General features: G+C 53.3%; 12 protein-coding genes. 6 read left to right on the top strand and 6 right to left on the bottom strand.

Going from position 1 to position 13351, the window contains the following annotated elements; all coding sequences use genetic code 11:
* Positions 1 to 224 precede the first annotated feature (224 nt).
* The 3 genes from mscL to RDM26_RS07700 all read right to left on the bottom strand — a co-directional run bounded on the left by mscL (position 225) and on the right by RDM26_RS07700 (position 2236).
* On the bottom strand, positions 225 to 662 hold the full coding sequence (gene mscL, locus RDM26_RS07710; protein ID WP_307738392.1) for a large conductance mechanosensitive channel protein MscL: 438 nt from the start codon (positions 660 to 662) through the stop codon (positions 225 to 227).
* A gap of 19 nt (positions 663 to 681) precedes the next feature.
* The gene (locus RDM26_RS07705; RefSeq protein WP_307738391.1) at positions 682 to 1365 is read right to left on the bottom strand and encodes an SAF domain-containing protein; all 684 of its coding nucleotides are present in this window, start codon (positions 1363 to 1365) and stop codon (positions 682 to 684) included.
* 250 nt (positions 1366 to 1615) lie between these two features.
* Positions 1616 to 2236, bottom strand: a complete 621-nt coding sequence (locus tag RDM26_RS07700; protein ID WP_307738390.1) for a 5-formyltetrahydrofolate cyclo-ligase — start codon at positions 2234 to 2236, stop codon at positions 1616 to 1618.
* A 101-nt stretch (positions 2237 to 2337) separates the two neighbouring features.
* On the opposite strand from RDM26_RS07700, the gene glp reads away from it, so the two are divergent.
* The 3 genes from glp (at position 2338) to RDM26_RS07685 (ending at position 5777) form a co-directional block, all read left to right on the top strand.
* Positions 2338 to 3549 carry a gephyrin-like molybdotransferase Glp gene (glp, locus tag RDM26_RS07695; protein WP_307738389.1) on the top strand — a complete coding sequence of 404 codons (1212 nt, stop codon included), beginning with the start codon at positions 2338 to 2340 and terminating at the stop codon, positions 3547 to 3549.
* A 6-nt stretch (positions 3550 to 3555) separates the two neighbouring features.
* The gene (locus RDM26_RS07690; protein WP_307738388.1) at positions 3556 to 4245 is read left to right on the top strand and encodes a GNAT family N-acetyltransferase; all 690 of its coding nucleotides are present in this window, start codon (positions 3556 to 3558) and stop codon (positions 4243 to 4245) included.
* 254 nt (positions 4246 to 4499) lie between these two features.
* Positions 4500 to 5777, top strand: coding sequence for a hypothetical protein (locus tag RDM26_RS07685; RefSeq protein ID WP_307738387.1), 1278 nt, complete (start codon positions 4500 to 4502; stop codon positions 5775 to 5777).
* 30 nt (positions 5778 to 5807) lie between these two features.
* Here the strand turns inward: RDM26_RS07685 and RDM26_RS07680 are convergent, their stop codons facing one another.
* Together RDM26_RS07680 and RDM26_RS07675 are read right to left on the bottom strand one after the other, a co-directional pair.
* A complete protein-coding gene (locus RDM26_RS07680; RefSeq protein ID WP_307738386.1) occupies positions 5808 to 6530 on the bottom strand; it encodes a YggS family pyridoxal phosphate-dependent enzyme in 723 nt (240 codons plus the stop codon).
* A gap of 58 nt (positions 6531 to 6588) precedes the next feature.
* Positions 6589 to 9207 carry a DUF3516 domain-containing protein gene (locus RDM26_RS07675; protein WP_307738385.1) on the bottom strand — a complete coding sequence of 873 codons (2619 nt, stop codon included), beginning with the start codon at positions 9205 to 9207 and terminating at the stop codon, positions 6589 to 6591.
* A gap of 115 nt (positions 9208 to 9322) precedes the next feature.
* On the opposite strand from RDM26_RS07675, the gene RDM26_RS07670 reads away from it, so the two are divergent.
* Both RDM26_RS07670 and RDM26_RS07665 read left to right on the top strand, forming a co-directional pair.
* Positions 9323 to 10804 (top strand): amino acid carrier protein, encoded by a 1482-nt coding sequence (locus RDM26_RS07670; RefSeq protein ID WP_307738393.1) that lies wholly within the window; start codon positions 9323 to 9325, stop codon positions 10802 to 10804.
* Positions 10805 to 10878: 74 nt separating this feature from the next.
* A complete protein-coding gene (locus RDM26_RS07665; RefSeq protein WP_307738384.1) occupies positions 10879 to 11664 on the top strand; it encodes a CDP-alcohol phosphatidyltransferase family protein in 786 nt (261 codons plus the stop codon).
* Positions 11665 to 11683: 19 nt separating this feature from the next.
* On the opposite strand, the gene RDM26_RS07660 is transcribed toward RDM26_RS07665, so the two are convergent.
* Complete coding sequence (locus RDM26_RS07660; protein ID WP_307738383.1) at positions 11684 to 12673, bottom strand: hypothetical protein; 990 nt, start codon at positions 12671 to 12673, stop codon at positions 11684 to 11686.
* A gap of 76 nt (positions 12674 to 12749) precedes the next feature.
* Here RDM26_RS07660 and RDM26_RS07655 point away from each other — a divergent pair, with 76 nt between their 5' ends.
* The gene (locus tag RDM26_RS07655; protein ID WP_307738382.1) at positions 12750 to 13238 is read left to right on the top strand and encodes a flavodoxin domain-containing protein; all 489 of its coding nucleotides are present in this window, start codon (positions 12750 to 12752) and stop codon (positions 13236 to 13238) included.
* Positions 13239 to 13351: the final 113 nt, after the last annotated feature.

Genomic DNA, 13351 nt, shown 5'->3' with positions numbered 1-13351 from the left:
GTAAGGTACGCAACTAGCGTGCAGGGGCGGATTTATGCCGTAGGGTAGGCTGCGGGCGTTAAATCCGTGAAAATGCCAGAGCATTTTCCGGATTTCGGGGCGCGAGGCAAAATCCGCCCCTGTGCGCGGACAATTGCGGGAGGAAAAACCTAGGCTTCGCGCGGGACTTTCAGGAAGTACTTCTCTCCCGCGCAGTCAAGCAGCTAGCCAGAGCCAGGACTAGGTTAGTTGTTTTGGGAGGCAGATTTTTCGGATTGCAGTAGGTCGCGGATTTCGGTTAGCAGTTCTACCTGGGGATCTGCCTCGGGTGCTTCTTCTTCCTCATCGGTCTTTGCTTTAGCATCGCGCACTCGCATCAGCTTATTCATCGGCACGATAATGCAGGCATAAATCGCCAGGGCGACTAGCAGGAAGTTAACCAGGGCAGTAATAATTGCTCCCGGTTGCACGGTAGCGTTACCGAGGTGGAACTCCAATACATTATCGAAGTTAGGCTTGCCAACTAGCCCTGCAATCAGTGGGTTTATGAATTTATCCACGATGGCGGTGACTACTGCTCCAAAAGCGGCACCAATAACCACCCCAACTGCTAGGTCGATGGCGTTGCCGCGGGAAATAAACTCTTTAAATCCAGCAATGAAACCAGTATTTTCTTTACTCATTATTCCTCATCTATTTGTATTAACCTGTTCTGGCCAATTGTAGCGGTTCAGATTTGCTGGCCTGCACCAGGCGGCCAGCCTCACTGGGTTTAACCGCAACCTCAATAGTGGCTGTATTTTGTTCCCCCGTCAAAGAATCTTTAGCATCGGTGACCGATAACACTTTAGCCGTTACTTGACCACAGATTTCCTTATCGTCTGCAGGTTTACGATCCGGGTCTTCACAATCGATTTTCGTATTATTATCCGTTTTATCCTGGCTCGGGTGAGAAGAATCTGCGGGTAGTGATGGGCTATTTCCCAGAAAGAAAACCACCGTGTCGCCTGCACTAGCCAAACCTTGATCGCTTTCACGCAAGGGTAGCGCCATTATGACTTGTCCCTTATAGGTTTGTCGGGAAAAAGAGGAAGAGGAGAAAAGTGCGGGGAAAAGCACTGTTCCAGAGGCAATTCTTACCGCTGTCCGCTGACCGACTGCCTGGGAAGGTTTCTTATAAGCCTGAGGCGGCAGGGCGGCAACAGGAATCTCTTTAACTCTCACTTGGCTAGCGTTAATGATTGTCCCTGGTGGTATCGCGGTGGTGGCAACTAGCAGTGGTTTAGTGGCCACCTGGGGCAGCACTAAACGCAGTAGGGTGATGGCTACTGCAACTGCGGCCGCCAGGGCGATAGTGCGTCGCCAACGCCAAAGAAACTCACGCATAACCAGATTATTGTCGGTTTCCTGACCACTAGGGAAAGCCGAGATAATCCTCCGGAAAACATGGAGATTATTACCCCTTGGGGACAGAGAAACGCTACCTGCAGAAAACCATTAACCTAAGGGTTATTTCCTCCCTTTTTAGGAGCGGTAAACCGGGGGAGAGGCACACTGCGAAGCTAATCGGCATAATCTGCCCTTTAGGGGACACAGCAACCTAACTGGAAGCTAACCCACTACCGGGATCGTAAATCTACTCGCTGCCTAGTTTTTGTAGCCGCCCAGAGGAGGTAATCACCTGGTCAACTAGCTGGTCATGCGGTTCATGAGGCAGCGTTCCTGCCTGTAAAACTTCCCACTCATAGGTTAGGGCGATCAACTGGGGGCGAGTGGAACCAGTCAGGTCGCAGTGCGCCAAAGCCTGGTCGTACCAACCGGCTCCTCGTCCCAGGCGCACCTGTGTCCTATCTACTGCTAAAGCAGGCAAGAAAATCACCTTTAAACCCAGTTTAGCCAGGTGATCACATTGCATTTCCCGAGACACCAGTGGCGGGTGGGGGTTGAAACGGCGATATAGGGCGCGGGTATGTTGCATCGGATCTAATTGTCCCCAACGCGGCTGCTCCAAATCGCAAGGGACAACTAGTTTCAAACCGGAATCTAAAATGGCTTCGTTGAGTAAGAAGGTTGGAACTTCGGTGTCGAAGGATAGATAACTGGCTACTACCTCGCCGGGTTTTAGGGAATCTAATAGCGGTCTGGCAGCCGCAAGCACTTGCGATTCTGCCTGGACACGTTGCGCAGGGGAAAACGTTAAGCGACGGCGATCCAGAAATTTTTTTCGCAGTGCCGGCTTACCGTTCACAGAACCCATGAGTCTATGATAGTCGCTCGTTTAACCACAGTCGGCTTTTCGTCATCGCGGCAAAGACTCCGGCAGGTAACCTGGTAATAGTACGAGACTTTGGAGGGATAATGCGCACGGTTGCGGAACATTTGAATACTTGTCTTTCCCTAGTGGCTCCGCTGGATCCCCTGGATGTGTTGTTGCCAGATGCAGTGGGGTGTGTCCTAGCTGAGGACGTGAGTGCACCTTTCGATTTACCGGTCACCGACCAGGCTACTTTGGATGGTTATGCGGTGCGTTCCCAAGACGTGGGGGGAGCCGGCAAAATGCGTCAGGTCTTCCTGGATGTGATCGCTGAGGTCAAAGCGGGGGATGCAGAACCGTGTACCTTGGTGGAAAATAGTGCAGTCCGGATAGCTTCGGGCGCTCCCTTGCCAGTGGGAGCCGACACGGTGGTGCCTTTGGAGGAAACTGACCAAGGTCCGGCGCGGGTACAAATTTTATCTGCCTGCGCCAAGGGGAAAAATATTTTGCGGCGCGGCCAAGACGTAAGTGCTGGCACCCCCATTTTACGTGCTGGATCGCGTATCGGATCGCGGCAAGTAGCGTTATTGGCGGGAGTAGGACGCCTACGGGTGACGGTGCGTCCTCGTCCTCGGGTAGTGATTTTGTCTATCGGAGATGAACTGATTGAGCCGGGTAAACCGATTCGCGCCGGGGCAGTCTTCGATGCTAACGGGCATGCTCTTTCTTCCGCGGTTACCGATGCTCGCGCTGACACTTTCCGAGTGGCGGCAGTGCCTGATGAACAAAAGACGCTCTCTGAAACTATTGAAGACCAGCTAGTTCGAGCCGATATTATTATCACCACCGGGGGTCTTTCCTACGGTAGCGCCGACACGGTGAAAGAGGTGTTGGCTCCTTTAGGGACTGCCCGCTTCGATAATGTGGCGATGACTCCCGGTAAACAACTCGGTTACGGTACTGTCGGGGAGGGTACCCCGATTTTTTGCCTCCCCGGAAATCCGGTAGCCGCCCAGATTAGCTACGAGATTTTTGTACGCCCCTGCCTGCGGCATATGGCTGGTTGGGGCGAACTGTATCGTCCTTCCTTGCGGGCGCGAGTGGATCGCGGTTGGCGTTCCCCGGCTGGTAGGCGGCAGTTTGTGCCCGTCAAAATCGTAGGTGCGCCCGATAGTGGTTATCGCGCGCGACTAACCGGCGAGCCAGAGGATCTTTTACTCTCTACCATGGCGAGGGCGAATGCGCTGGCGGTTATCCCCGAGGCGGTCACTTCCGTCTCGGAGGGAGACTATTTCCACTGTATGGTGCTAGATTAGGGCTCCGTGTTGCTTTACGAGCGTTTAACTTTCAGGCGCAGGCCGCGTTACTATGCGGAGTTGGATAATCCGGTAGCTCGCGGCCTGATTAAACCGGGTGATCTACCTGTCAATCACCTGTCCGTTAAAGAAATGGTGGCGCGAGATCATCGTCAGGCCGCGCAGGTAAGAGCCGATAATGAGCGTTGGTTGGCGCCTTGGGAAGCCAGTATTGCTCCCGGCTATCCTCCAGACGATATGGAGTTGGAAGCGTTTATTCGCCGTAGCTCTCGCCTGGTGCGTCAGCGGCGCTACTATCCGTTTGGCGTTTATGCTGATGAGCAGTTAGTGGGACAGGTTACTATCGGGGATATTGCCCTGGGGGCATCGCACTCGGGAAACCTGGGCTATTGGGTAGCGGAGGAATACAGTGGTCGCGGGGTGATTACTACTGCGGTGGCTATGGTGTTGGATTTATGTTTAGGGGCTCCCCATCTGCACCGCGTAGAAATAAATGTTCGTCCCGAAAATAAAGTGTCGTTGCGGGTAGTGGAAAAACTGGGTCTGCGTTTTGAGGGACGAAAAAACAATTTCTATTGCATTGCGGGAAGTTGGGCTGATCATCTTGGATATGCGGCTACCGCTGAAGAAGTCCCCGCGGGTGGATACCTGGCGCAGCTGGAAAAAAGAGTGCGCCTTAAATGGGGTCAACCCTAGGGTGTAGAACCCGCGCTGCTAGCTAGTTCTCTTCCGTGATCTCTAGGGTTTTCTAAACTTGCGATCGCTTAAAATACTAGCTCTAGCCCGGGATGAATACGGGAGAATATCCCCAGTAATTGTGGCTATTGGTGTGATTGTTATAGATGTTGCGATTTGCTAAAGATTTAATAACTTTCCCTGTTCAACACGCCTTTATGAAGAGAGAATCTGGCGCCTAAATCCCCTATTTTTGATATGTGGAGTTTATTGGATTGGCTTTGCCGATATTGGTCTTAGTTTTGGGGGGTATCTACCTACCTCTCTTGATTGACTCCAAGCGGCGGCAAACCCAATCTCATGGCGATGATCGTTTTAGCGCAAATTTGCGGGTGCTTAACACCCAGCAACCGGCGCAAAAGCGACAACGTTACAGCGTAAACCCCCCAGTATTAGGAGGAACCATGCAGCGACCAGTAGCACCAACCCAGCGTGACCACAGTGAACTGATGGCCGCTCGGCTTACCCGGGCTCGGCAGATTGAGCGACGATCACAAGCTGCGCGTCGCCGTCTCACTTTAGTTACGGTACAGTTCGCGGTAGGTATGGTGCTGGTTACGGCGGCTGCGGTAAGCCTGCTTTCCTGGTGGTGGACACTTATTCCGCTCGCTACCATTGCGGGAACGCTATTTCTGGGGGCACGAGCTGCCAAAGCCGGCCGGGAAAATGATCAGCGAGCCCAAGAGCTTATTCACGCCCTCGAGACCCGTCCCGCTAAAGGACATCGCGTCAGTGCTAGTGAAAAGAAATTCGCACAAATGCACGCTGAGGCCGAAGCTAGCGAGCCTGCTGCCAGCAGCGAAAAACCCCAAACGAGCATCACGGCTACAGCTAGCGAACTGAAAGCAGAAGCGGGCGGAGAAAACCGGGGACAGAATGCACTCGGAAAACTAGCTGCCGCCGCCAGGCGCGCCGCCACGTTGCGAGAATACTTTGTAATTCACGAGGACGAAACCACAGACCAAGCAGAAGAAACGGCTAAGGTAACTACTCGGGAAACAGTATCCAGCCATTCGCTAAGCCTCTTCGATGCTGGCAAAGAAAACGAAGCAGTTACCTCTACAGAAGAAAAAGTCAGCGAGGATAGAGAGCGCGTTGCCGCCACACTAGCCGAGAAGGAAACCACTACGGCAGCGGAGAATACCGAAATCTCGGCAGAGGATACCAGCGCGGATGCTACCGAGAAAGCGGAGACCTCGGCAGTTACTAGTCATCCAGAGGTGGAAGCAGAAAACCAGGCAGAAACTGACCACACCTGGACGCCGACGCCGATGCCGAAACCAATCTACGCCCTCAAACCGCGGCTAGCGCGCCGAGACGTAGACGCCTCTGAGCTGCTCGCGGAGCATTTGGCGAGCCAAAACAAGGCTCCTTACCGTCCTTCGCGGCCGCGTCCGCATAGCGAGGAGTCGTTGACTACCGCGCAGCTGGTGGCACAAAGCAAGCCAGTAGATGTGGAAGCAATCCTAGCTAACCGGCGGATTGCAAACTAACCGACTGCGGATTGAGCGGCAAACAAAGCCTTAACGGTAATCGCGCGCGCCGAAAACATCAGTGCCGATGCGCACGATAGTTGCGCCCTCGCTGATGGCGATTTCTAAATCCCCTGACATTCCCATCGATAGTTCCCGGGCGTCCGCGCCGCGTCCTCCGGCAGCAAGCGTGCGATCTCGCAAATCCCGCAAAATCCTAAAGGACTCGCGAATGCGCTCTTCATCAGGGCTGAGTGCCCCAATGGTCATAAATCCGCGCAAGCTGAGCTGCTCCATTTGTAGCACTTGCTGGGTTAACTCCCAGGCGTCCTCGGGGTTTATTCCCTCTTTGGATGCTTCGCGTGAGCAATTCACTTCAATAAAACACGGTAGGACGCGCCCCGAATAGTTCGCCTCCAGGCGGCGCACTAGCCGCTGGGCAGTTTTCAGAGAATCCACGGTTTCTACCAGGTCACAAACTTGCAAGGCGGCACTAATCTTGTTGCCTTGCAAATGACCGATTATATGAACTTCCGCGCCCAGGTCTACCGCTCGCACGGCCTGATTAGTCGCCACGGCTTCCTGCACGTGATTGTGTCCTAACACTACCGGTAGGCCGCGTGCTTTCAGTTCCTTAGCAGCCGCAATAATCTGCTCGCTAGTGCGGGTTTTTACTGCCAGCTCCAAAGTAACTTCGCTGCGCGCCCGTCCCGCTTGCTGACAAGCCTTAGTAATCCGCTGGTCTACTTTTTTAATCCCGGTTGCGATATCCATAACTCCCACTCTAGTGGGCGTGGCAAATCGCTGGCAGGACGCTATCGCAAGTAGCGCCCTAGGTGATATCTCCGTAGGCAACTAAGTACGGTTGCAGCTGCCCACTGTCATCAGTTTTTGCAATGTCTAAGGCAAATAGCATTCGCCATTCCCATAGCCCGCTACCATCATCCACTTCTTGCAATAGCGCCCAGACTTTCTTCCCGGCCAGCAAATCACTATCGGCAGGAAGATAGCGAGAAAGCAGCTCTCGCGCGTTTTCGCCCTCGCTAATCACCGCATGGTTGCTGGCGCGCGCCCCCTGATCTAGTTGCAGGTCATCGTAGTGTTCCCAATAATCATCCAGCAGAGCCCCACGCTCCTCATCCGACCATTCAGTACCTTCGGGATGTAAATCTTGGCAATCCGTAAGGCGAGGCAGGCTATCGAAGGCCACCGCTTCTACGCGCTTCCAGGCGGCGTTACGGAACTGGCGGCGCAAAGCGAAAGGATTAGCGCTGGGCAGCTGGCCTTCTGCGCTTCCAAACGCGGGTTCCTCCTGGGCATTCTCCGCGGGGCTTTCCCGGCGTTTCCCGCTGGCCAGCGCCTCCCATTCATCTAGTAGCGAGGAATCCACGCCCTTAACTGTGTTGCCCAGCCAGATCAATAACTGGTCAAAGTCCTCATTCCGCTTCTCCGGTGGCACGATTTGTCCCAAGGCGCGATAGGCATCGGTCAGGTAGCGCAGTACCACACCCTCACTGCGTGCGAGTTCAAAGCGAGAAATAAACTGGGTAAAGGTCAGCGTATTTTCTACCAGATAGCGCACCACCGATTTGGGGGAGGGCGCGGAGCCATAAACCCAAGGGTTAGAATGCGCGAAAGTCGTAAACGCGCCGGAGATTAGTTCTTTCAGAGGTTGCGGCCAGGTTGTTTCCTCCAGAATTTCCTGTCGCTGGTTGTACTCCACTCCTTCAGAACGCAGCTTTTGATATACCTGGTCACGCTGGGCTTTTTGCTGGGCAATCAGCACCGGGCGGGGATCTTCCAACACGGACTCGACAATCGAAACCAAATCTAGAGCGTAATCGGGGATATCGGGATCCAATAGATCCAAAGCCGCCAGAGCGAAAGGTGATAGCGGCTGATTAAGGGCGAAATCTTCCGGCAAGTCATGGGTGAGCACTAGACGCCCAAGCTTCCCCGCCTCTTCAGTAGGCAAATGCCGAACCACTTCCGCCTGTTTCAAAGAGGAGTAAACCTGTCCTAAACGGCGCAAATGGGGGTTGGCATCCTGTGGTCCGTCATGGTTATTGCGCGCCAGCCACAGCAAATGCTCCCCGGCATCCCGCCCACCGGAAAGCACATTAAGTGCTAAGGAATGGTCAATCTGGAAATGAGACCGCAGCGCTTCCGGCTGGGCAGCCACCAGGCGCTCAAAGGTAGAACGTCCCCACGATACTTTAGGTTTTTGACTCTTTGCCGCGGACGCACTCTTGCGTTTTTGCCCCTTCGCTGCCAGTTTCTTGGCTTCGATTACCTCGGGCGGCGCCTGCACCACCACAAACCCCATAGTGTCAAACCCGGCGCGCCCGGCTCTGCCGGCAATCTGGTGAAACTCCCTTGCTGAAAGATGCCGTTGGCGGCGCCCATCGAACTTTACCAGCGAAGTAAACACCACCGTTCGGATAGGTACATTTATTCCCACCCCTAAAGTGTCCGTTCCGCAAATAACTGCCAGTAGGCCGCGTTGCGCCAATTGCTCCACCAATAGGCGGTAGCGGGGCAGCATTCCCGCATGATGTACTCCTACCCCCAGGCGCAAAAGTCGCGACAGGGTTTGCCCGAATCCCTTGGTGAAATGCACCCCTTTTAAGTGGGCAGCGATTTTCTCGCGCCGCTCGCGATCCAGCAGGTTAGCCGACGCCAATCCCGCCGCGGTTTTGACCGCATCATTTTGGGCAAAATGCACCAGGTAGATCGGCCAGCGTCCCGCTTTTACCAGGCTTTCGAGCAGGTATTGGGAGTCGTCCTCGCTATATTCCATTTCCAGAGGCACCGGGCGGGAGGCTCCGTCCACCAAGGTTACTTCCCGCTGGGTGCGCGCTTGCAAGTCCCGAATGAAGAAATCGACATTCCCCAAGGTAGCCGACATCAACACAAATTGGACTTTCGGTAGTTCTAAAATCGGCACTTGCCATGCCCAGCCACGGTCAGGGTCGCCGTAGAAGTGGAATTCATCCATGATGACTACCCCGGTATCCAGTTCGGCGCCATCACGCAGTGCCTGGTTAGCCAGAATTTCCGCGGTACAACAAATAATCGGCGCTGCCGCATTCAAAGAAATATCGCCGGTAATCATCCCCACATTCCGGGCCCCAAACAGCTCTACCAGGTCAAAAAACTTCTCAGACACTAACGCTTTAATAGGTGCGGTGTAGTAAGAATGCTGATCTTTCGCCAGCGCCGCCAAATGCCCTGCCAAAGCAATCATTGATTTTCCCGAACCAGTAGGAGTCGCGGCAATTACGTGGTGGCCAGCAAAGATCTCGGTAGCGGCCTCCTCTTGGTGGGGATAGAGTGCTCGGCGGGTAGAAGCCGCCCAATTACTGAATCCCGCCAGGACTTCTACGGGGTCATCCAGCTTACCCGAGTCCTCTAAATCGTCCAGGAGCTGATTTAGGGGAGCAATACTCATGCGGCTATTGTAACCAGCTTCCGCAGTATGGACACGTTTGCGTAACTTGATTCTGCCGGATTGTCCTAATAGGGACGCCAAAAAGATTTTTGGGCGGATGAAAGGAATACCTAACGTGGATCAAGCTGCCGCAATCGTCAAACAGATAGCCGATGCCATCGCCCTCTACGCCGAAATCTGGATCCTGATCGGCCTGGGGATCTTTTACACGGTAGTTACTAGGGGAGTGCAGTTCCGCCTCTTCAGTCATATGTGGCACGTGGTGTTATCCTCTCGCAAAGATTCACGTGGAGGAATCTCCTCCTTCCAAGCCTTCACTATTTCCTTGGCGGCTCGCGTGGGAGTAGGCAATGTCTTCGGGGTGGCGGCGGCCCTCATCATCGGCGGGCCGGGCGCGATCTTCTGGATGTGGATCGTAGCGCTAGTGGGGATGGCTACCTCTTTTATGGAATCCACCCTGGCGCAGATTTTCAAAGTCAAAAACGAAGACGGTACTTTCCGAGGAGGTCCGGCCTACTATATGTGGTTGGGGCTGCACAAACGTTGGTTTGGTTCTATCTTTGCGGTGATCGCTATCATTACCTGTGGTTTCGTGATAACTTCCGTGCAATCCAATGCCATCGCCGGCTCGATCATGGCGACCCTCGGCACTACCGAAGCCCAGCAAGGCACGCATTCGGCGATTATTGCGGTGATTCTGTTCGTGTTTGCGGCTCCGATTATTTTAGGAGGAATTCGTTCGGTAGCGCGGGTAACCGAATGGATGGCTCCTATTATGGCCGTGGTTTACGTGATTATTGCGGCGATTATCCTGGTGATGAATATTGGGCAGATTCCCGCGATCCTAGTTTTAATCGTAAAAAGTGCTTTCACCGGTGGGGCGCTTGGGGGAGGCGTTGGCGGAGGAATATTTGCTGCCCTGATCAACGGGGTACAGCGCGGCCTATTTTCTAACGAGGCCGGGCAAGGAACCGCCCCCAACGCGGCCGCAACCGCTACGGTTTCCCATCCGGTGCGCCAAGGGCTCATCCAGTCGCTTGGAGTTTTTGTAGACACGATTATCGTGTGTTCTGCCACCGCCATTATTATTTTGAGCGCTCCCAAAGCGGTGCTTACGGGTACCGATCCTTCCCAGGCGGCCTCTTTGACTACGGCGGCTGTAGCCTCCCAGCTAGGGGATTGGTCAACCTATTTAATGTTGCTGATTATTTCGGTACTGGCGTTTTCCTCTATTATTGCCGCCTATGTCTATTCCGATGTGAATATGTCCTTTGTGACTACTAAACCTTGGGCGTCGTGGCTGGTGCGGGTAGTCTCCGTTACTTCGGTGGTGCTGGGGGCTGTGGTATCCCTACCGTTGGTGTGGAATGCGGTCGATATCGCTATGGCGGTTATGACCATCACTAATCTGATAGCGATTACCTTGCTATGGAAGTGGGCAGTGGGCGCCTTAAAGGATTACTCGGCATCGCTTCGGCGCGATAAAGATGCGGTGCCGGTGTTCGTAGCTGAAAACAATCTCTATCTACCGGATAAGTTACCTACTACAGTCTGGGAGGGCGAAGCTAGGGAGACTTCTGAGGTAGTTGCAGATTAGTGGCATAGTCATCTGACTAGAGGTTTTATTTTCGAGTTTTCATCTATTTAAAGCCCTAGGGCAAAATAGGGGGTATGGAACAGATCCCCATGAAAGTCGATTCTCAGTTCACGCGTAGCGACTACCTGAAAGCTTGGGCAGTTCATGCTTTCACCGCCTCCGGGGTGGTCTGGGCTGGTTGCGCGGTACTTGCCTTAATACGCCACGACTACCTGCAAATGTGGGGCTGGCTGGCGATCAGTTTGATTGTTGATGGCTTGGACGGAACCCTGGCGCGGCGCTACCGGGTTAAAGAAGTTGTTCCCTGGTTTGATGGTTCCGCTCTCGACCTTATCGTCGACTATTTGACCTGGACATTTATTCCCGCGATTTTTATGTCTCAAACCTTACTTTTCGCCCCGGGAACGCCCGGTAAGGGAATTGACTTGGTAGTGACACAATTGCTGATGGTATCGGTTTGCGCCTCCTCCATGTTTTGCTACTGCAATAAGAAAGCCAAAAGCTCCGATAACTATTTCGTGGGATTCCCGGCCGCCTGGAATATCGTAATCCTCTATCTATATCTGGTGGCGTTGCCCTGGTGGTTCAACCTGACCATCGTAGTGCTCTTTATCGTGCTAACGGTTTCCCCGCTTACTTTCTGTCACCCCTTCCGGGTAGAAAAGTTGCGGTGGCTTAATATTTTGTCAGTGGTAATTTGGCTGGCCTGCATTATTTGGCTCACTATTTACTTCCCCGAACGCAACCCCTTAGTGTGGTGGGCATGGTGGATTAGTGGCATTTACTTTATAGGGAACGGCGTGATCCGTACTTTTGTAGGCTCGCAAGCGGAAGGCAAGCAGGCGCAAGCAAACCCTTAGGATGTCAGTTAGTGCCGGTTTATTGTGGTTTTTGCAAAAAATTCACCAGGTAACGTTCGCGTAGATATTTTGAGCCTTCTACAAAGAACCCCGAAATAATAAACAGGATAACGATTACTATCACGTAGGTGGGGTAGTCTTTGCCGGTCATAGCGAAATATACGTAGGGAGCTGCGAAAGTAATCGCGGTAGTAAGCGTACCTATGATGCGCACCGATTGGCGCTTGGCGGTAAACATAGCCAGTACCCCCCAGGTGTAGGGGATAGCGGTAACAATATCCATGGTCCATAGCACCAGCAGAGATCCATGAAACTCTTTTACCAGACTCACCGGTAATACCCGCAAGCTGGAGTAGATAATTACCACCAGGTAGGCCAACACTTTGGGGTCAGTTAACCATTTTGTTAGGTGTGAGCGGCGAGTCTGGATAATCCCGCAGGTCTTCAGGCCGCTCGCAGTCTTAGGAGGAAGATGGGTAGCGTCAATTCCTAAGAATGCGTGACGTATTCGCTGTCTGCTGTGGACGCTCAGATCTTCCCAACGCTCAATGAGTGCTTCCACCAGGTTTTCAGGATCGAGCATCCAGGGGATTTTGGTATCTTCTTCCTGCTCGCAGGCAAGAATCGCCCCCACTAGTCGCTGGGGGTAATCCCTGCCCTCAGGGTATTGTGCGGTGTCTAAGATGTTTCCGGTACCTAGCATCCGCGAGAAACGTTCGGCTTCTTCTCTGGAGCCACCTCCCAGCCACACCTTTAGTGCCTGCTGTAAATCTGCACGTAGTTGCCCTAAGAACCGCTCGCCCTCATCAGTCGCCAAGAATTGGTCAAGGCTTTGTTCTGGGAGGGAAAACAGCCAAGAAACATCGCGGGTACAGCCACGCCCCAGTTCAGAAACGCGGTGAAGGCCGGCACTACGACAAATAACTACCGGATCCAGGGCGTATTGGGATACCACAGCGAGATCGGTGAGCTTTTGCCCATTTTTGAAGGAAGGATCGACCATCGCCATGGTTTCAAGTCTATGAGAAATCTAGAAATTCCGGTCTTTTCGCGACAAGAAAGAAAAAAATGGTCATACTAGAGGTATGAAGGTTTTAGTAACTATCGCCTCCAAGCACGGAGCGACTGAAGAAGTTGGAAAAGTTATTGTAGAGGAACTGGAGAATGCCGGTCTGGAAGTGGATCTGGAAAAACCAGAAGAGGTCTACAGTCTAGATGGATACGGGGCAGTCATTATTGGCTCAGCGGTTTATCTAACCAAATGGATGGATACTGCCAATGATTTTTGTCGCCGTTTTGCTTCGGAACTGCGCCGCACTCCGCTGTGGGCATTCTCGGTGGGGCTGTCCGGGGTTCCCGAAGACAAGGTTCAAGATCCTTCGCGGGTGGGACCGGTGCTTTTGAATATCGATCCGCAAGAATATGTGACTTTCCCGGGCAGATTGGATCCGGAGGAGCTGTCTTTGCGGGAGCGTACGGTGGCTCGCCTAGGAGGCGCAGTGGAGGGTGACTTCCGCGATGACCAGTTAGTTCGCGACTGGGCAAAGAAAGTTATTAAAGAAATCAAGGAATAGCGCTTTTTCTTTTCTTTTCGGTACTGTCCGCAGGTTGGCGACGAGGGAAGATTTCTCGCATGGCCTCAACCAGCGGACAAAAATAGCCAAGAGGAGTATTACGTGGCGGGTTG

This window comes from uncultured Varibaculum sp. (assembly GCF_902489465.1).
Taxonomy (GTDB): Bacteria; Actinomycetota; Actinomycetes; order Actinomycetales; family Actinomycetaceae; genus Varibaculum.
The sequence above is the reverse complement of the archived record's forward strand: the minus strand, read 5'-3'. Positions and strand labels throughout refer to the sequence as shown.